The 19,929-nt window shown below is 44.6% G+C and carries 17 protein-coding genes; 7 read left to right on the top strand and 10 right to left on the bottom strand.

All coding sequences use genetic code 11. The features are described 5' to 3' along the window. Positions 1-28 precede the first annotated feature (28 nt). Positions 29-478 (top strand): IPExxxVDY family protein, encoded by a 450-nt coding sequence (locus tag OD355_RS05305; protein ID WP_263037420.1) that lies wholly within the window; start codon positions 29-31, stop codon positions 476-478. On the opposite strand, the gene OD355_RS05300 is transcribed toward OD355_RS05305, so the two are convergent. Then, a complete protein-coding gene (locus tag OD355_RS05300; RefSeq protein ID WP_263037419.1) occupies positions 475-912 on the bottom strand; it encodes a GNAT family N-acetyltransferase in 438 nt (145 codons plus the stop codon). The genes OD355_RS05305 and OD355_RS05300 overlap by 4 nt on opposite strands. 185 nt (positions 913-1,097) lie before the next feature. On the opposite strand from OD355_RS05300, the gene OD355_RS05295 reads away from it, so the two are divergent. The 3 genes from OD355_RS05295 to rnc all read left to right on the top strand — a co-directional run bounded on the left by OD355_RS05295 (position 1,098) and on the right by rnc (position 3,417). Next, positions 1,098-1,334, top strand: coding sequence for an acyl carrier protein (locus OD355_RS05295; protein WP_263037418.1), 237 nt, complete (start codon positions 1,098-1,100; stop codon positions 1,332-1,334). Positions 1,335-1,448: 114 nt separating this feature from the next. Beyond that, on the top strand, positions 1,449-2,705 hold the full coding sequence (fabF, locus tag OD355_RS05290; protein WP_263037417.1) for a beta-ketoacyl-ACP synthase II: 1,257 nt from the start codon (positions 1,449-1,451) through the stop codon (positions 2,703-2,705). Further along, positions 2,698-3,417, top strand: a complete 720-nt coding sequence (rnc, locus tag OD355_RS05285) for a ribonuclease III (RefSeq protein ID WP_263037416.1) — start codon at positions 2,698-2,700, stop codon at positions 3,415-3,417. The genes fabF and rnc overlap by 8 nt, the downstream gene beginning before the upstream one ends. A gap of 213 nt (positions 3,418-3,630) precedes the next feature. Here the strand turns inward: rnc and OD355_RS05280 are convergent, their stop codons facing one another. Further along, on the bottom strand, positions 3,631-4,674 hold the full coding sequence (locus OD355_RS05280) for an endonuclease/exonuclease/phosphatase family protein (RefSeq protein WP_263037415.1): 1,044 nt from the start codon (positions 4,672-4,674) through the stop codon (positions 3,631-3,633). 473 nt (positions 4,675-5,147) lie between these two features. Between OD355_RS05280 and OD355_RS05275 the strand changes: the two genes are divergently transcribed. From OD355_RS05275 to OD355_RS05265, 3 genes are all read left to right on the top strand, one after another. Further along, positions 5,148-7,754: a TonB-dependent receptor gene (locus tag OD355_RS05275; RefSeq protein WP_263037414.1), complete on the top strand. Its 2,607-nt coding sequence runs from the start codon at positions 5,148-5,150 to the stop codon at positions 7,752-7,754. Between the two features lie 5 nt (positions 7,755-7,759). Beyond that, entirely contained in the window at positions 7,760-9,712 is a 1,953-nt protein-coding gene (locus tag OD355_RS05270; protein WP_263037413.1) for a DUF5689 domain-containing protein, read from the top strand. A 403-nt stretch (positions 9,713-10,115) separates the two neighbouring features. Beyond that, a complete protein-coding gene (locus OD355_RS05265; protein ID WP_263037412.1) occupies positions 10,116-11,348 on the top strand; it encodes an NAD(P)/FAD-dependent oxidoreductase in 1,233 nt (410 codons plus the stop codon). Positions 11,349-11,399: 51 nt separating this feature from the next. On the opposite strand, the gene OD355_RS05260 is transcribed toward OD355_RS05265, so the two are convergent. From OD355_RS05260 to OD355_RS05225, 8 genes are read right to left on the bottom strand one after another with little or no spacing between them, the layout of a single operon-like run. Continuing rightward, the gene (locus OD355_RS05260; protein WP_263037411.1) at positions 11,400-12,821 is read right to left on the bottom strand and encodes an NADH-quinone oxidoreductase subunit N; all 1,422 of its coding nucleotides are present in this window, start codon (positions 12,819-12,821) and stop codon (positions 11,400-11,402) included. 41 nt (positions 12,822-12,862) lie between these two features. Beyond that, positions 12,863-14,284 (bottom strand): complex I subunit 4 family protein, encoded by a 1,422-nt coding sequence (locus tag OD355_RS05255; RefSeq protein ID WP_263037410.1) that lies wholly within the window; start codon positions 14,282-14,284, stop codon positions 12,863-12,865. Between the two features lie 58 nt (positions 14,285-14,342). Next, the gene (nuoL, locus tag OD355_RS05250; RefSeq protein ID WP_263037409.1) at positions 14,343-16,286 is read right to left on the bottom strand and encodes an NADH-quinone oxidoreductase subunit L; all 1,944 of its coding nucleotides are present in this window, start codon (positions 16,284-16,286) and stop codon (positions 14,343-14,345) included. A gap of 27 nt (positions 16,287-16,313) precedes the next feature. Further along, the gene (gene nuoK / locus OD355_RS05245; protein WP_263037408.1) at positions 16,314-16,637 is read right to left on the bottom strand and encodes an NADH-quinone oxidoreductase subunit NuoK; all 324 of its coding nucleotides are present in this window, start codon (positions 16,635-16,637) and stop codon (positions 16,314-16,316) included. Positions 16,638-16,658: 21 nt separating this feature from the next. Further along, positions 16,659-17,168, bottom strand: a complete 510-nt coding sequence (locus OD355_RS05240; RefSeq protein ID WP_263037407.1) for an NADH-quinone oxidoreductase subunit J family protein — start codon at positions 17,166-17,168, stop codon at positions 16,659-16,661. 4 nt (positions 17,169-17,172) lie between these two features. Further along, on the bottom strand, positions 17,173-17,742 hold the full coding sequence (nuoI, locus tag OD355_RS05235; protein WP_263037406.1) for an NADH-quinone oxidoreductase subunit NuoI: 570 nt from the start codon (positions 17,740-17,742) through the stop codon (positions 17,173-17,175). Between the two features lie 22 nt (positions 17,743-17,764). Continuing rightward, positions 17,765-18,814, bottom strand: coding sequence for an NADH-quinone oxidoreductase subunit NuoH (gene nuoH / locus OD355_RS05230; RefSeq protein WP_263037405.1), 1,050 nt, complete (start codon positions 18,812-18,814; stop codon positions 17,765-17,767). Then, complete coding sequence (locus OD355_RS05225) at positions 18,811-19,917, bottom strand: 2Fe-2S iron-sulfur cluster-binding protein (RefSeq protein ID WP_263037404.1); 1,107 nt, start codon at positions 19,915-19,917, stop codon at positions 18,811-18,813. The genes nuoH and OD355_RS05225 overlap by 4 nt, the downstream gene beginning before the upstream one ends. Between the last annotated feature and the right edge of the window lie 12 nt (positions 19,918-19,929).

Here is a 19,929-nt window from a genome sequence, read left to right as displayed (position 1 = left end):
AATTCAGGAAAACAGGCTAAATTTGCCTATGGCCAAATTGCAAACCTTTTCGCTGAATGTAGATGAAATGATCAACGATTTCTTCGAGGGATGCCGAGCCTACGGGATAGTTACCAATTTCAAGAATTACAAATTCTGTTGGTACATCAATAAAATGCTTGGCTACGACTTCCGGCTGAATACAGATATTGAGATCATTACCAGTAAAAAAAACCGGCAGTATTTTTTTCCGGTTTACCAATACAATATCCAGAACAGTGCAGTAACCCATTACCTGTACGACAATTCCTTCGACGGCGAATACCTGATACCCGAATTTAAGCACATAGATTTTCTATGGCTGATGAAAGGTGAATATTATATTGATGAAGAAGCCTGCAACGAAATTATAGAAATTGTACGTTCAACAAAAGAGGTACAAATGATCTCTGAGATAGATGTTGATAAGCTTTCCAGCAAGGCACATCTTATTTTCTAAATGTTGTACAGCTTTTTTTCCATCAGCAAATGCCTGATGCCCTGCCTGTAAAAAGGCTCGCCATAGACCACGTAGCCGCACTTTTCATAAAAGCCCCTGGAAGCCTCGGGTGCATGCATGTAAATGCGTTTGTACCCCTGATCCTTTGCCAGCGTTTCGGCAAAACGCAACAGCACCTTGCCGATGCCCTTGCCCTGTAGCCCGCTTGCTACAGCCATCTGGCGCAGCTGCATGGTTTTATCATCTATTCTTTTGAGCTGGCAACAGCCTTCTAACCTGCCGTCGTCGTAGCAGCCCAGCAGGATATTGTCCTGGTCCATTTTAAGGTAATCTGTATTGAAATCTATTCCCAAAGTTTTTTCAAGAACAGTTTTCTTTAATTTCACCATTTCTTTGTACTGGGCTGTTCCGTAATCAATGTATTGCAATGACATAATGGATAATTAACTTGCACGTAAATTAATTCTTTTTGATTAATTTTTATCTTTTTTATCAATAAAATCAACTAATTAATTTTCCATAAAAGCACGCCCGGAGGCTAAATAAAAAAAAGATGAGAAACTTCTTTATTTTAATTAAAATATCTATTTTTGCCCTTGTAACTAAAATTTAAATTACAATGTCAGAAATCGAAAACAGAGTTAAAAAGATTATTGTTGACAAATTAGGCGTGGAAGAATCAGAAGTAACTACTGAGGCTTCCTTCACCAACGATTTGGGCGCCGATTCGTTAGATACCGTTGAATTGATCATGGAATTTGAAAAAGAATTCAATATCTCTATTCCCGACGAACAGGCTGAAACTATAACTACTGTAGGTCAGGCAGTTAGCTATTTGGAAGAACACGCCAAATAATATTCGCGGTAGCAACAATCTTTAAGATATAAATCCGTACTCTCATCGTTGATACCTTTTCACGCTGTTAGTACGGTTTTACGTATATTGATTAAAACTTTTATAAAGAATTTTATGGATCAGAAGAGAGTAGTAGTAACTGGCATTGGTGCGATCACGCCACTTGGAAACACTTTGGAAGAATATTGGAATGGATTAGTGAACGGGGTTTCCGGAGCTGCACCCATTACTCTTTTTGATGCCTCTAAGTTCAAGACCAAATTTGCCTGCGAAATTAAGAATTTCAATCCCGAAGAACACGGGCTCGACAAAAAAGAAGCGCGCAAACTCGACAGGTTTGCCCAACTGGCCATTGTAGCCAGCGACCAGGCAATGGCAGATGCAGGCCTCAACAGGAACAACATCAATCCCGACAGGACCGGCGTAATCCTTGGCAGCGGCATCGGCGGGCTTATCACTTTCCAGAATGAGGTGATGGAGTTTGCTAAAGGCGACGGCACGCCACGCTTCAGCCCTTTCTTCATCCCCAAAATGATCCTGGACATTGCCCCCGGGCAAGTGTCTATGAGACACAACCTCCGCGGGCCTAACTATGCCACGGTGAGTGCATGTGCCAGCAGTACACACGCTATTATCAATGCGTTGGATGTATTGCGCATGGATAAAGCAGACATTGTGCTTACAGGGGGCAGCGAAGCGGTGATCAGCGAAGCAGGCGTTGGCGGGTTTAACTCCATGAAAGCGCTCAGCGAAAGAAACGATGATCCGCAGACAGCTTCCCGGCCTTATGATAAGGACAGAGACGGCTTTGTGATAGGCGAAGCAGGCGGCATACTGGTTTTAGAAACACTGGAGAGCGCCCTGAATCGGGGTGCAAAAATCTATTGCGAAATTGCAGGCGGCGGCGCTACTGCAGACGCTTACCACATTACAGCGCCTCATCCGGAGGGACTGGGCGCGGAAAATGTAATGCGACAGGCTTTGAAAGACGCCAATATGAATGTAGAAGAAATTGGCTACATCAATACCCATGGCACCTCTACGCCACTTGGAGACATGGCAGAAATAAAAGCCATCCTGAATGTATTCGGAGAACACGCTTACAAGCTCAATATCAGCTCTACCAAATCAATGACAGGACACTGCCTGGGTGCAGCCGGCGTGATTGAAGCCATAGCTTGTATTATGAGCATCAGGCATAATATTGTACCACCTACTATCAACCACTTTACTGACGACGAAGACCTTGACCCGAAATTAAACATGACGTTTAATAAGGCACAGGAAAGGCCGGTGAATGCAGCGCTTAGCAATACCTTCGGCTTTGGCGGACACAACGCTGCGATCATTGTAAAGAAATACGTTGCATGATCTTGTGAAACTGATCAGGAAAAATATTTTCAGCAAAAAAAAATCTTCATCCAAACAGCAGGTTGAGTATGTCCTGGGGCTTAAGCTCAACAATGCTCCCTTGTTTACGCGCGCACTGAGCCATTCATCGTCTAACAACAACCCCATTGAAAACAATGAACGCCTGGAATACCTCGGCGATGCGGTGCTTGGCGCCGTGATAGCAGATTACCTGTTTAAAAGATATCCTTACAAGCACGAAGGCTTCCTCACAGAAATGCGCAGCAAAATGGTGAACAGGCAAACGCTGAATGCTATTGCCATCAAGATGGGATTAAACAATATTACTTTCTTCAACAAACACGACAACGCTATAAAGAACAGCCAGATCTTTGGCAATACACTGGAGGCTATTGTTGGCGCGGTTTACCTGGATAAAGGCTATGAGAAAACCAAGAAGTGGGTACTGAACCAAATCGTTATTCCTTATTTGTTTGTGGAAGACCTGGAGCTGGTAGAGATCAACCTTAAAAATAAACTCATCGGCTGGGCTAATAAAAACAACCACCAGCTTTCTTTTGAAACCATTGATGAGAAATACGACCGCGGGCGCAGGGTATTTACCGTTGCCATTGTTTTAAACGGTGCGCCTGTAACCGAAGGACGCGGCTACAATAAAAAAGAAGCCAGCCAGGCTGCTGCAGCAGCAGCCATAGAAAAGCTGGGAATATAGCCTGTTTATGAATTATGTTTGAAATTGACTGCAATCATCCAGTTACTGAAACTCTTTTTGGCCTCTGCGCAAAGGACGCTAAAGCTTTCCAAATAAAATTCTATGATGCCAGGGAAAACACCCGGCACCAAAAAACTATTTTTGACTACATTATCCACAACGATAATAGTTTAAAAACGGTCAACACTATTTAGGGATGGCACTTTTCACCTCTCACCTCTCACTTCTTTTCAACAACACCAGGTAGGTGGGGAAGTGGTCGCTATAGCCCCCGCGGTACACATCTCCGCTATAGGTACGCATAGGATAGCCCTTGTACTTGCCTATATTTTCTATCAGATAGCCGGGTTTAAAGATATGATGCTTATACAGGAAAAAACCCTGTTGCTTTTTGTCAAGAAAAGCCGGCGACACAATGATCTGGTCAAACAGGCTCCAGGCATCCTGGTAAGCCAGCGTGCCCAGCCCGCTTTTGTAAAATTCCACCCATGGATTATAAAGATCTCCTGCTTTTAGCTTCCTGGCATCGCCGTGAGCACGCAAACCAATAGTGATGCTTTCATTCACGGGATCGTCATTCAGGTCGCCCATGACAATGATCTTTGCATCAGCATTATTGCTCAGCAGGTTGTCAACTACCGAGCGTACAGCTTTGGCAGCCGCCATCCTGCCCGGCATAGACCTCTTCTCGCCGCCTGAACGGCTTGGCCAGTGGTTCACAAACACATCCACCCTTTCGCCGTCCATGTTGCCTGTAACCCATAATACATCCCTGGTAAAAACCGCATCCTTTGAGCCGCTTGGCAGGGCTACATACAACGGTTTACTTGCTTCCACCTGAAAATATTTTGGATTGTATATCAGCGCCACGTCTACACCACGGAAATCTTTAGAATCATAATGAATGATCTTTAAGCCTCTCTTTGCCAGTAACGGATGTGCTACCAGCGTTTGTAAAACACTAAGATTCTCCACTTCCGCAACGCCCAGGATAGCCGCGCCGTCGGGATTTACATCGGTCCCGATCTGGGAAATAACCGTAGCCAGTTTGTTGATCTTATCGGTAAAGATAGCTGTAGTATAAGCTTTTGAGCCTCGCGGGGTAAAGGAAATATCATCATTTTTACCGTGCCAGATAGTATCGTACAGATTTTCCAGGTTGTAAAAGCTTACTACTGCCGTTTTATAAGTAGTTTGTGCCTGACCCCAAAAGATAAAGACACAGATAAAAATTGTAAGCAGTGAATATCTTTTCATGTGTATAATTTTTATTTTTTCTGTTTGCCACATGGAATAACCATTTTTTTAGATTCAATACTCATTCCGGTTGGTGTAGATTCCTAATCTTTATGGTTATTTCATGCGTATATATTTTAGTTCGCCGCTTTGCGGCTGTTTTTTAATGGTCACATGGAATAGCCTTCATTCATTCGCGGTTGGTATGCAACCTTGCCTATGGCTATTTCATGCGTATATATTTAATTTGTTTTTCTGTTTGCCACATGGAATAACATGCAGTGAACCTTCGCTTATTCCTCGGTCATATGCAACCTTCTTATGGCTCAATGTATGTTTCTGCTCAGGGAATTATATGCTTATATTTACCAATCAATTACCTTTTCATCGCTTTACCTGAATACCAATAAATAAAGTTAACTTTTTTTAACAAATAAAACGAATAATGCTTATATTTACATACAATTTGTTTGCTATAATCTAAAATACATGTTATGAAGGCAAGCTTACTCACGATTTTCCTACTCGTTTCAGGCTCAGCATTGATGGCACAGGCAGATCTGCTCACGGATACCATTCCGCGCACAGATTCTATGATCGCTGATATTAAATCGCAGGCTATAGATAATCTTCCAACCATTACCATTAACGACGATGATCTGGAAGACGGCTCTTTGGGCACGGTATCATCCATTTTAACAGCGGGGAGAGACCCTTTCCTCTCTGCGGTGTCGTACAATTTCAGCCCGGCACGCTTCAGGCTGCGCAGTTACGAAAACGGTGATGCTGTTTATCTCAACGGCATTGACTTTACGGGGCTCGACAACGGTTTCACACCTTACGGGCTCTGGTCCGGCTTAACCAACGTAATGCGCTCACGTGAAAATGCATACGGCCTTGCCGCCGGCGACTTTGCGATCGGCAGCCTTGGACTTAACACCAACATTGATATGCGTGCCGGTGCGCAATGGGCTCAAACACAAATAGGCTATGCTGTTTCTAACCGCAATTATACCCATCGCATACTATTGACACACGGATCGGGATTTAATAAAAAAGGCTGGGCTTACAGTTTTATGCTCAGCCCGCGCTATGCTAATGAAGGCTATATACCCGGCTCATATTACAGAAGCCTGAGCTATTATGCTGCGGTGGATAAGCTTATCGGCACAAAAAACACATTTTCCCTGATAGCTTTCGGCACGCCGACTGAGAACGGACGCCAATCGCCAAGCACCCAGGAAGCCATGGACCTGGCAGGCACAAACTACTACAACCCTGCCTGGGGTTTCCAGAACGGGAAAAAAAGAAATGCTAATGTGGCTGAGACTTTTCAACCCGCGTTTATGGCGGTGCATGAGTACAAACCAACCAACAAAAGCAGCCTGATGACTTCTGTAGCCTATGTGTTTGGCAAAAGAAAAACTTCCGGCATAGACTGGTTCAATGCTCCTGACCCGCGGCCGGATTATTACCGGAACCTGCCAAGCTATTACGACCTAACCGAGCCGAATAAAGCCAATATTTTACGCGATTATTTTAAGAATAATCCCGATGCATTGCAGATAAACTGGCACAGCCTCTACGATGTAAACTACGGTAACATAGAAACTGTGAACAACATTAACGGCAATGCAGGCAACACGCTGACAGGCAAACGCTCCTTGTACATTTTATCTAACCGTGTGAATGATCTGAAAAGGATCATGGCCAATACGGTGTATAAAACGCAACTGAATGATAAAGTGACCCTGACTGCCGGCGCCAATTTCCAAAACCAGGTAAATGCTTATTACCAGGAAGTGAAAGATCTTTTAGGCGGAGATTTCCTTGTAAACATCAACCAGTTTGCGCAAAGAGCTTTTCCATTGGAGAGAGACAAATGGCAGCATGATGTGAACACGCCCAACCGTATTGTAAAAACCGGTGAAAAATACGGCTACGATTATACCATGACTATGAACCGTGCCGCTGCTTGGGCGCAGGGCATAATTGTGCTGGACAATTTTGATTTCTTTGCCGGCGGCGAAATTTCCCGGTCAAACTTTTACAGGACAGGCCTGAATAAGAACGGTCTTTTCCTGGAGCAATCCTACGGAGATTCTAAAAAACTAAACTTTACTAATGTGTCTGCCAAAGCGGGAGTAACTTACAAGTACAACGGAAGGAATTATTTCTTTTTAAACGGAGGCTACTTTACCGCACCACCTTTCTTTGAAAATGTTTTTATTGCTCCGCGTACGCAGAATACGATGCAGGATAGTGTACAAAGCGAGATATTTAAAACCGTTGAAGGCGGCTACAGGCTTGTAACACCACGCGTGAAAGCCACGCTTACCGCCTATTACACCCAAAGCAAAAATGGCTATGATGTAAGAAGTTTTTATTATGATGGCGGCGATGTAATAGAAAGGCAGGATTTTATCAATTATTCTTTGAGCGGTATAGATAAATTATTCTTTGGCACTGAAATAGGACTTGAAGTAAAACTCACTCAAACATTGACATTCAATGGCGCAGCATTTGCCGGAAGAGCTTATTACGACAGCAGGCAAAAGGCCATTATTTCCATAGATAACAGCGGGCAAAAATTTGCACCGCAAACAATCTACCTGAAAGACTACCGCATTCCTTCCACACCGCAGAATGCATATAGCGCAGGCTTCTTTTATCGTTCGCCGAAATACTGGTATGTAAGCCTTACGGCAAACTACTTCGACAACATGTGGGTTGATCCGGCACCCTCGAAAAGAGCAAAAGAGATTTTCCAGAACCTGGATATAACAGACCCTAAGGTCAATGATTTTTACACATCTACCATTAAGCAGGAAAAATACGAACCGCAATTTACACTGGATTTCTTCGGCGGCTGGTCTAAAAGATTATCCAGAAAATACTACTTCAACAATCAACCGAGCTACCTGGTCTTTAACCTGGGTGTTAATAATATTTTAAACAATACAAATATACGCTCCGGCGGTTTTGAACAGGCCAGGTTTGACAATAACCCTCAAACACTGAACGCCAATAAATTTCCGTCAAAATATTACTATGCATACGGCATAAACTATTATGCCAGCGTAATATTCCGTTTTAATTAATTTAAATGAACATACAGATGAAAAATAATTTTTTAAACCAATTAATGAGCATTACGGCGATAGGCTGCCTATTGTTCGTACTCTCCTGTAACAAAAAATTTGATCAACCGCCTATCAATGAGGATCCTGATATCCCGGTGACAATGACCATCCAGGAATTAAAAGCGCTCTATCCTACGCAAGGGTCTTTTATCACAGTCGAAGCGGATAAAGTAATTTCAGGCATTGTAGTAGCTGATGATAAATCAGGAAATTTCTACAAACAAATAGTCATACAAGACCAGACCGGGGGCATACCTATCCGAATGGACCAGAACAGCCTGTATGCTTCCTACCCTGTTGGCAGAAGAGTGTATGTAAAAGTAAAAGGCCTGATGCTCGGAGATTATGGCGGAAATATACAACTTGGTTTAGACTCCGTTCGGGATAAGGACGGAAAGTATTTGAATCTCGGTCTCATTCCTTCAGCACTGTTCAGCAAGTATCTTATTACGGGTTCTTTCGGCAATGAGGTAACTCCCAAAATAGTAAAGCCTTCAGAATTTAACGGCAGCGCCAATGACCCGTTGCTAAACATATTGGTACAGATAAACAATGCCGAATTTAAAGATGCAGACCTTGCAAAGACCTATGCGGATGTCACTCAAAAAGTTAGCGCTGTGAACTTCACCATTAAACCCTGTGACGATACAAAATCCATTGTAATGAGAAACAGCAGCTATGCCACCTTTGCAGGCTTACCTGTACCGCAGGGCAATGGACCTTTGATTGGTGTATCAAGCGTCTTCAACAAAACCATACAGCTAACTATCCGCGACACAGCTGATGTGAAATTTACCGGTACCAGATGCAGCGGACAGGCACCTGTTGCAAAAACCATCACCATTGCAGAATTACTGCAATATGCTAAGGGAGATTCTATCATCCCGGCAGGCATCCGGATCGACGGCGTGATTGTATCAGATACTTCCAACGAGTCTCCCGGAAATTATAGGGTTCAGGATGCAACCGCAGGCATACAATTGCGCTTTAATAAAGGTTTTAACCCAGATGGCAATCTGAATGATAAAATCTCAGCGTACGTGGGCGGGCTGAAGCTCAGCGTATTCCGCGGCGGCTTACAGGTGAGCGGCGTGGAAACTTCAGAAGTCAGCGGAAAGGGAAGTGTAACTCCGCGTGTAGCCACCATTGCAGAGATCATTGCCAATGCAAGAGCCTGGGAATCTACTGTGGTCACTATTAAAGACGCTTTATTTCCAAGCAAATCACTTATCAAAGATGCTACCGGCGAGGTCGTAACGTTTATACAAAACAAATCCGGCATTACCGTCTATGATAGTGCCAAGAGCGTTACAGGCTATGTCTCTATTTATGATAATAAACCACAGTTTATTTTGCGTACGCAGGCCGATATTGAAGGTGGCAGAAATGCTACGAGCACACCGCCCGTTACCGGCCCCATCACAGAAGATTTTGAAAAGGCTACTGCTAAAAAATACGAAGAAAACGTAGTACAGGCCCTGGAAACCGGCAACTGGAGATTAGGCACTGAAACGATTCCCGGCACGCCATCTTCTGCAGGCACGGGCGATATAGGCAACGGTTCTAAAACCATCAGGCTCAGGGGCACCAATGTGCTTGAAGCTTTTATCAACACTGAGTTTGATATTAAAGGCCTGAAAACAGTTACCCTGAAGTTTGGCGGCTCGCAATTCAGCGAAAGCACGGATGCCGATAAAGAAATAAAAATTGAAGTATTTAAATCTGTTGACGGCGGCGCCACCTGGACGTCGATTGGTACCCAAACAGGCTCGCGCGGGGTATTATCGGAAGCTGTGTTTAATACCAATGCAACAGCAACGCAGGACGTGCGTATCAAAATTGTAAACATCTCCTTCTTACGCTCTAATAACAACCGTTTAAGGATAAATGTAGATGATGTGAGCTTTGGGAAATAGGTTGCTGATTGCAAATTGCAAATTTACAGATTGCAGGTTACGGGCAGGTAATGCTCAGGCCTGCAATTTGTTATAATAGTATAATGAAATAGCCATAAGCAAAGTTGCATACCAACCGTGAATGAATAAAGGCTATTCTATGCGACCATTAAAAACAGCCGCAAAGCGGCGAACTAAAATTTACACACATGCAATGACCTTGCTTTTGAGCCGAAACCGGGCAGCATCAATACCGGCATTATATTTCAGCCTAAAGACACCAGCCATCTGCACCCACCCACCTCAATGATTTTTTGTGAAATAATTCCTGAAAAATAATTTTTTATAAAAATAAAAGCAGCAAATTTGCTGAAGCAATGCCTTAAACTATAGCAAAGTCCTTACAAAAATTAACTAATTGCAGATGCAAGACATCCCGGTGATCATCATAGGCGCGGGGCCCGCAGGCAGCGCCGCTTCTGTGTTTCTCTCAAAGGCAGGCATCAGGCATTTACTGCTGGATAAACAGACATTTCCCCGGGATAAAGTCTGCGGCGACGGTTGCAGCGGTAAAACTGCACAGGTGCTCCTCAAAGCTAACCCCGATTGGCTCCAGGAAATTGTACAAGATTCCGGAAACACCCTGCTAAGCCGCGGCATAAAATTTTATGCTCCAAACGGCAAGCCTATATCTATTCCTTTTAATGGCAGCAATGAGAAAATAACCGGCTTTACTTGCAGGCGCATTGATTTCGATCATTTTCTTTTTCAAAAAACCAGGAGTGAATATGCAGAGGTATTTACAGGCATATCGGGGCTTACAGTTGAAAGAAGCCCGGGGTTTGTAGTGCATTTTAAATATCTCAACCAAACCCTGCAATACAGAACCTCCTTGCTCATTGCGGCTGACGGTGATAAAAGCCAGGTGCGCAAAAACATACACTTAGCAGAAGACAAAGCAAAATCCTATGCAGTTGGTGTACGCAACTATTATAAGGGCGTGCAGGGCATGGACGAAAACAATTTTATAGAACTGCATTTTATCAAAGGCCTGCTGCCGGGTTACTTCTGGATATTCCCTATGGCCAATAACATGTCAAACGTAGGCCTGGTAATGCTTTCAGAAGATATACGCAACAACAGGATCAATCTGCGGGATAAAATGCAGGAGATCATTGATTTGCACCCTACAATCAAAAATCGTTTTGTGAAAGCGGAGGTTGCCGGCAAAAACGCAGGCTGGGGATTGCCTATGCGTATGTCTCCTTCAGCTATTTCCGGCGAAGGCTACCTGCTGGCCGGTGACGCAGCCCATCTGGTAGACCCGTTCAGCGGCGAAGGTATAGGCAACGCGCTTTACAGCGGCATGCTTGCAGCCCATGCAGCGGAGAAGGCAATAGAGCAAAACAATTACACTGCGGCATTCTTCCGCGAAAATTACGATGCGGTTGTATGGCGCTATTTCGGAGCAGAATTCAAGATCAGCGCAACCCTGCAAAAACTCACGAAGCAGCCCTGGCTGTTCAACTGGGTGGTGAATAAAGCCGGCAAAAGCAAAGCCCTGCAGCAGACGCTTAGCGGCATGTTCAATGATATGCAGGTGCGCGATCAGTTGCGCAAGCCATCATTTTACTTTAAGGTTTTGTTTAACAGGTAGCTGTTTGCCACGCTATCCAGCATTACCATATCTTATTTTATTCCTGCATATTTAGAAATACAAATAATTCAGTACATATTGCGGGAAAATGCCCAGCAGAAGAATAATAGCAGCCAGGATGATCAGCCCAGCTTTGAAAGTTGTTTTTATTTCACTGTTTAATTCTGGCTCTCCGTCTTTGAAATACATTGCCTGGATCACCCTGAAATAATAGTAGGCACTTACGGCGGCAAAAATAACCGCTACAATCACCAGCCACATGTACCCCGGTACCTGCAAGGCAGAAGCAAGCATGTAATATTTTGCAAAAAAACCTGCTGTAAGCGGTATGCCTGTCAGCGACAGTAAAAATACGATGGCTGTGGCTGCCAATACGGGCTCTTTTTTGGCCAGCCCGTTAAAACCGTCGTAAGAATAATCTTTTAATTTCATCAGCACAGCAAAGATACCAATGGTGGCAAAGCTGTAAGCTACGGAATACAATACCAGCCCTTCCGTTGCCATTTTGTTCAGGCTGAACAAGGCAAACATCATAAAGCCGGCCTGTGCAATACTCGAGTACGCCAACATGCGTTTAACGCTATACTGGAACACTGCTGTGATGTTGCCTATAAGCAATGTGAGCACTATCACTACTGCAAACAGCATATGCCAGTTTATGCCTACCGAAGCATTCCATTGAACGCTCAGCTCATTAGCCCTTGCAGCAAACAAAATATAGAAAGCAACGAACGCACCTACTTTTACAATGGTAGCCATAAATGAGGTGAATACGCTTGGCGCACCATCGTACACGTCGGGGGTCCAGAAATGGAAAGGCGCTGCTGAAACCTTAAAACCGAGTGCGGCCAGCAATAATATCATACCCGTAACATCAAAGAAAGACATGTATTTTACACCTGAAGTCATGGGCGGAATGTCTGTATAGCCGCCTGTAAGCTGGAAAGTGCCTGTGCCGCCGTAGATAAGCGCTATCCCCATCAGCATCACACCGGTAGTAAAAGAGCCCATCAGAAAATACTTCAAGGCTGCTTCATTGCCTTTCAGGTTACGCTTTTCAGAACCTGTGAGAATATACAGGGGTATGGACATAATTTCTATACCCAGGAATAACATCAGGAGATTGTTGTAACAGGTAAGCACGGAAATACCACACAGCACAAAGAATATCAAGGCAAAATATTCTCCAGCATTACTGCCTACGCGGCCGATCTCGTCTGATGACAGCATAAAATAAATGGCAGTAGACAATAAAATAATCGTATTGAAGAGATAGCCGGTCTGGGTGAAAAGCAACAGGTCGTGCAGGTCAATATTCACCAAAGCGCCGTTATACGTTTCGTAAAAATTTGCTATCAGCGTGATGATTATGCCTCCTATGGCAATGTATTTATAAGTCCGCCTGCGCTTTATAAATGCACTGCTCAGCATCATGATCACTCCAAATATTGCTAAAAGTATAATCGCGTTCATCTCTCTTTTTATTAATAATTACCGGTAGAAAATTAATTTTATTATCTGGCAAACAAAGCCGTCACAGTATCTCTTGTCAGGTTCAATATAGGTTCGGGGTAAACTCCCAGCAACAAAATAAACAAGGCTATACATATCAATGCAGTGTTTACGCCTGCATTGCTGTCGTGCGCTTTTTCGGTAAGTGCATTGGTAGTGCCATAAAATACGTTTTGTATGATGTTAAGCGTATACACAGCCACCAGTATTATGCTAATACAGGCTACAATGGCCATCCACATGCTGTGCCTGAATATGCCGTTGAACATTAAAAATTCTCCCACAAATGCGTTGGTAAGCGGCAGGGATACGTTGGCAAGCGCCATTATCGTAAACAGTATAGCAAGCGTAGGCGCTTTTTGTGCCAGTCCGCCAAGCTCACTGATCTTTCTTGTGCCCAATTGTTGCTCTATAGCATTTACCACGATCCACAGACCTATTACGTTGATGCCGTGGTTAAACATTTGCAGCATTACGCCTTCGGCGCCGGGTTTCTGGTAAGAAAATATAGCCGCCGCCATTACGCCAATATGCGCTATGGAAGAATAAGCAACCAGTTTTTTCAGATCGTTGCTGCGTATGGCTATCAGCGAAGCATACAATATACCAATGATAGCTGCCCACATAATAATGTTTTGAAAGTGATCTGTAGAGGTAGCAAATACCGGAAGCACAAAACGCAGCATGGCATAGATACCCATTTTTACCATTACACCACTCAATACAGCGGTAGCTGCGGTAGGAGACTGCTGGTAGGCCAGGGGCTGCCATGTATGCAAAGGGAATATAGGCATCTTAATGGCAAAAGCAAAGAAGAAGAGCCAGAAGCCTACGTTTTGTTCCCTGACAGATAAGTCAAGGTTGGCAAATGAAGCTATGGCAAAAGAGTTGTCAGGAGTTTTTGTGTACAGGTAAATGATTCCTATCAGTAAAAGCAAAGATCCTATGAATGTATACACAAAGAATTTAAAAGCTGCCTGGATGCGCTTTTCTCCTCCCCACATGGAAGCCAGGAAATAAGCGGGTATCAGGGCAAGCTCCCAGAAAAAGTAGAACAACAACACATCTGCTGCAAGGAATACGCCCATCATGCCAGCCTGCGTCAGGAACATCAGGGCGTAAAAGCTGCCTGAGCGCCTGTAATTATTGTTATAGGTACCTGCAAGGATCAGCGGCATGGATACAGCATTCAGCAGGCACAACATTTTGGCCATGCCATCTGCCGTAAGGCTGAATTTAGCGCCCATCATCGGCAGCCATTCTGCTTCCGTATGCAATACGCCGGGCGATGCCAGCTGCCATACCGTTATCAAAAAAATTATTACCGAAACAAACAAAGACGTGGCTTTTGTAGCGCTTCTGTCCTTTACAAAGAATAGCCCTATACCTGCTAAGACCGGAATGAGTATAAGTAAATATAACATAATGTGTTTTTAAAGTTTTCGCATCGTTTCTGCCGCAAGCGCTTTACACGAACTTTCTCTATCCAAATATTTTATGAACGAAATCTAATATGCCGCCCTGGAACCAGAACAATACAAACAACCCTACCAGTGACAATACCATGATTAAAATATAAGATCCTACCTTACCATTCTGCACCAGCCTCAACTGCCTGGATGAGTAATGCACAAGGCTGCCCATGCCGTTTACCAGGCCGTCAATACCCATTTTCTCTACTACATTTTTCAAAAAGCCCGCAAACCTGTGCAGTGGTGTTACGATCATACCATCGTACAGCTCATCTACGTACCATTTATTTTCCAGTACTTTGGCCAGGCCTGTAGCTTCACGGTTGTTATCTGCATAGTTGGCATATTTCTTCCACGCCCAGAATATTACGCCCAGCACCAGCAAAGTAGTTACTCCCATCAGCATCCATTCTGTAGAGTGTGGTGGGTGTTTGGGGTGGCTGATAGCAAATGAGTCGGCAAAAACCGGCGCAAGGAAATTGTTAAGCGCGTGTGCTCCTTCTTTCATTACCGGAGGTATGCCCAACAAACCGGCGCCAACAGAGAGTATTGCCAGCACGATCAACACAATGGTCATAGGTTTGGGGCTCTCGTGCAGATGTTTTTCCTGCTCCGCAGTTCCCCTGAACTTGCCCAGGAAGGTCATACCATACAAGCGAAACATGTAGTAAGCTGTCATCAGCGCGCCGATCAATCCCAATACGTAGTAAACCGGGTTTCCGGCAAATGCCGCGGCGAGTATCTCATCTTTAGAGAAAAAACCCGAGAACGGCGGTACGCCTGCAATAGCCAGACATGCCAGCAAAAAGGTAATGTGTGTAACGGGCATATATTTTTTCAGGCCGCCCATCCGGCGAATGTCCTGCCCGCCGCCAACTGCATGGATCACAGACCCTGCTCCAAGGAACAAACAGGCCTTAAAAAAGGCATGCGTCATAACGTGGAAAACCGCGCCGCCAAATGCGCCTACGCCCAGGCCTAAGAACATATATCCCAGTTGGCTTACCGTAGAGTATGCCAGCACTTTTTTAATATCGTTTTGCTTCAGCGCAATGGTAGCAGCGAATACAGCAGTAGCAACACCCACAATTGCAACGATCATCATGGAAGTTGGCGCCAGCGTGTATAAAATATTGCTTCTTGCCACCATGTAAATACCGGCCGTAACCATGGTTGCCGCATGTATCAAAGCCGATACAGGCGTCGGCCCGGCCATGGCATCGGGCAGCCAGGTATAAAGCGGTATCTGTGCACTTTTTCCGGTTGCTCCCAGGAAAAGCAATAAGGTGATGGCGGTAATATCCCCGGTAGAAAAATATTGTAAAGGATTGTTGAAAACAACCGAAAAATCAGCAGAGCCAACTTTAGCCAGGATCCAGAAAATAGCTATCAGGAAACCAAAGTCGCCGATCCTGTTCATGACAAATGCTTTGCGCGCAGCCTTGCTGTTGTTGATGTCTTTGAACCAGAAACCGATGAGCAGGTAAGAACAAAGGCCTACACCCTCCCAGCCGATAAACATTACTACAAAGTTGGCGCCCATTACCAGCAGCAACATGGAGAACACGAACAGGTTCAGGTAAGCGAAATACCTGCCGTAATGTTCGTTTGGCTCTTCGTGCATGTAAGAAGTGGAATACACATGTATCAAAAACCCTACACCGGTTATAATCAGGAGGAATATGGAAGAAAGCTGATCTATCTGGAAGGCAAAGGGTATGGTAAAATCTGCAACTTTTATAAAATTGAAATAAGCATAAACCGTTGATGCTTCATTGCCGAGCTTAGATGCTGCATACACATTTCCGAAAAGATAGCACGAAATAAGAAAAGAAGCCAGCACGGCGCCGCAACCAACAATACCTATCATGGATTTGCTCAGTTGTTTTCTGAACAGCCCGTTGATAAGAAACCCCAGGAAAGGCAATAATGGCACTAATAAAGCTACATTCATAATATAATTTATAAAGCGTTTCTGATTTTAATTTTTTAACCTGTTCAGGAAGTTCACATCTATGGAACGCACATTCCTGTACATCATCACAATGATAGCCAGGCCCACAGCCACTTCTGCAGCAGCCACTACCATCACAAAAAACACAAACAGCTGCCCTTCCGTACCGGCCACGGTTGCCGGGTGCGCTGCATGATGCATTTTAGAGAATGCTACCAGCAGCAGGTTTACCGAGTTGAGCATCAGTTCCACACACATAAAAATAATAATGGCATTGCGCCTTGACAACACACCCACAACACCTATGGTAAACAAGATGGCTGATAAGGCTGTATAATATTCTACCGGCATAAGTCTTTATAAATTTATAGTTTAATCTTTTTTACCAATTGCAACGGCACCCACCATCGCGCTCAAAAACAAAACGCTGCATATTTCAAACGGTATGGCATACTGCGTAAACAATGTTTTTCCCAGGTTTTCTATCAGCCCGATGCTGCCTGTATTAACTTCCACCATCTGTCCGGGCTTTAACTCGTCGGCCGTGCGGATTGCAGAGAGGAACATCCACAGCAATAATCCGCCACTGACAACTGCCATAAACTTCATGCGGATATTTTTATTTGGCCGCGGGATATTTTCCAGGTTAATGAGCATTATTACGAAAAGAAAGAGTACCATAATGGCGCCGGCATACACAATAATGTTCACCACTGCCAGGAACTGTGCGTTCATCATTACATAGTGGCCTGAAATGGTAAAAAAAACGCCTATGAGCCAAAGCACACTGTACATGGGGTTTTTACTGATCACCACCATTAAAGCACACACAATAGATGCTGCGCTCAAGATCCAAAAAAGTATAGAAGTTAGTTCCATCATTACACTACGATTTTCTTTTATTCAATGCTCCTGCAGTTGTTTCCATATCCTTGCCCAATGCTTTTTCGTATGCTTCTTTTTCTGTGATCGGGTTAGGTATTAAAAGATCTTCTTTTTTATAAATAAATTTCTGCCTGGCAAAAGCCGTTGGCGGATAGGTTTCACTCAGGTAAATAGCATCTTTGGGGCAGGCTTCTTCGCACAGGCCGCAGAAGATGCAACGCAACATGTTTATTTCGTACTTGGCTGCATACTTTTCTTCTCGGTACAAATGTTCTTCACCTTCCAGCCTTTCTGCCGCTTCCATGGTAATGGCTTCCGCAGGGCATGCCAGCGCGCACAGCCCGCACGCTGTACAGCGTTCGCGGCCTTCCTCATCCCTGTTCAGCACATGCAGCCCTCTGAATACCGGGCTGAACGGACGTCTTTCTTCAGGAAACTGAGTAGTTACCTTTTTCTGGAACATATGTTTCAGGGTAATGCCCATGCCTTTGAGTATGGGCAGGTAGAGTTTCTCCCCGAAATTCATCGGGCGCCTGTCTACCTGGTAACTTTTGCCTGTTAACTTCTGCATATTATCTCCCTCTTAAAAAATCTTATTTATTAAACAACAATACAAGCACTGCCGTGATAAGCATATTTGCCAGGGCCAGCGGCAGCAGCCCTCTCCAGCCTAACTTCATCAGCTGATCATACCGGAAACGCGGTATGGTCCATCTTACCCACATAAATATGAAAACAAATATCAATGATTTTACCACGATGGTTATAATGCCTAATATACCCGCCCAGTTGGTGCTAAGCCTGCTTTCGTCAAAGAAAGGGATATCGTAGCCGCCGAAATAAAGCGAAGACATCAATGCACCGGCAATAAACATATTTACATACTCGTAAAACATGTAAAAACCGAATTTCATGGAAGAATATTCCTGGTGATAGCCCTGGTTCAGCTCCTGCTCGGCTTCTGCCAGGTCAAACGGGGTACGGTTGCACTCTGCAAACATGCATATAAGAAATATAATAAAGCCCAGAGGCTGGTATACAATGTTCCACATAGCGCCCGGCGCCATTTGCTGCTCTACAATTGTCTTCAGGCTGAGTGTGCCGGAGATCATCAGTACTGCAATCAGTGTGATGCCCAGTGCAAGTTCATAGCTGATGATCTGTGAAGCGCCGCGCAGGGATGCCAGCAGTGAGTATTTATTATTAGATGCCCAACCGCCGATCATCATACCATACACGCCGATGCTAAAGATGGCGAACACATATAAAATACCAATGTTTACATCTGCTATCTGTAGCTGTATCACACGCCCGCCGATCTCCAGGTGGCTTCCCCAGGGTATTACTGCGCTGGTAAGCAAAGAGGTGGTCATGGCAATAATGGGTCCTAAGATAAAAAGCCATTTGTTGGCAGCATTGGGTATAACCTCTTCTTTAAAGAAAAATTTTGCGCCGTCGGCTAAAGGCTGGAACAAGCCGAAGGGGCCTGCACGGTTCGGGCCGTGGCGGTCCTGCATAAAGGCAGCAACCTTACGCTCGCCATAAGTGGAATATAATGCTATCAGAAAGCATACTAAAATTACGATAACTGTGAGAATAAATTTCTCAAAGATTATCCACCAGTCAATAGCTAACAATATCATTTGCTTTCGTAGTTTTCGTTAGTGTTTGTATCAAAATCCGTTGAGTGCGCAGGGCCTTCTATCAGGCTAAGGTCTATGCCCGGCTTGTCTACATCGCTTACATCATGGATGTCGAGCAGAATCCTTGGCTTGCGGCCCAGAATTTCCGGTAAAAACTCCTGCGGGTCTTTTGTTTCTTTGGTATAATGGTTCTGCGAGATCACGGAATGCCTGTTGATCTCTCTTGGCCCCTCAATTACCCAGTCGCTGGTGAGCTTCTTATCGAAGCGGCATTCATTACAGATCCAGTCTTCCACTTCTCCCCACTCATCTTTACGGGCTGTAACGCGGAATACTTCATCGCCTCTTAGCCATACAGTGGCTTTACCGCTGCAGGTAGGACAGTCCCTGTGCGCGTTCTGCGGCTTCAGGAACCAAACACGGTTTTTAAAACGGAATGTCCTGTCTGTCAATGCGCCTACCGGGCACACGTCTATTACGTTGCCGATAAATTCATTGTCCAGGCTTTCTTTAATGTAAGTAGCTATTTGAGCATGATCGCCCCTGTCGAGCACACCATGTACTCTTTTGTTGGTAAGCTGGTCGGCCAGGTACACACAGCGGTAGCAGAGTATGCAGCGCGTCATGTGCAGTTGTATCTTATCTCCCAGGTCAACCTTTTTAAAAGTTCTTTTTTCAAACTCAAAGCGTGTGCCTGCATCGCCGTGTTCGTAGCTGAGGTCTTGCAGGTGGCACTCTCCTGCCTGGTCGCAGATGGGGCAATCCAGCGGATGGTTGATGAGCAGAAACTCCACTACGCCTGCGCGTGCATCCACCACTTTGGAGGAGGTGATATTTTTTACTTCCATGCCATCCATTACGGTTGTGCGGCAGCTTGCCACCAGCTTAGGCATAGGGCGCGGGTCTTTTTCCGAGCCTTTGCTGACCTCAACCAGGCAGGTACGGCATTTACCGCCGGTACCCTTCAGCTTGCTGTAGTAGCACATGGCCGGGGGTGTAACGTCTCCGCCAATCTTCCTGGCAGCTTCCAGGATAGATGTTCCTGCCGGAACCTCTATGGTAATGTTGTCAATGGTTACCTTAAATAATTGTTCTTCAGCCATTTTATATCTTTT

Origin of the sequence: Haoranjiania flava (assembly GCF_025631005.1) — a bacterium.
Lineage (GTDB): Bacteria > Bacteroidota > Bacteroidia > Chitinophagales > Chitinophagaceae > Haoranjiania > Haoranjiania flava.
This window is presented reverse-complemented; position numbering and strand designations above follow the sequence as displayed.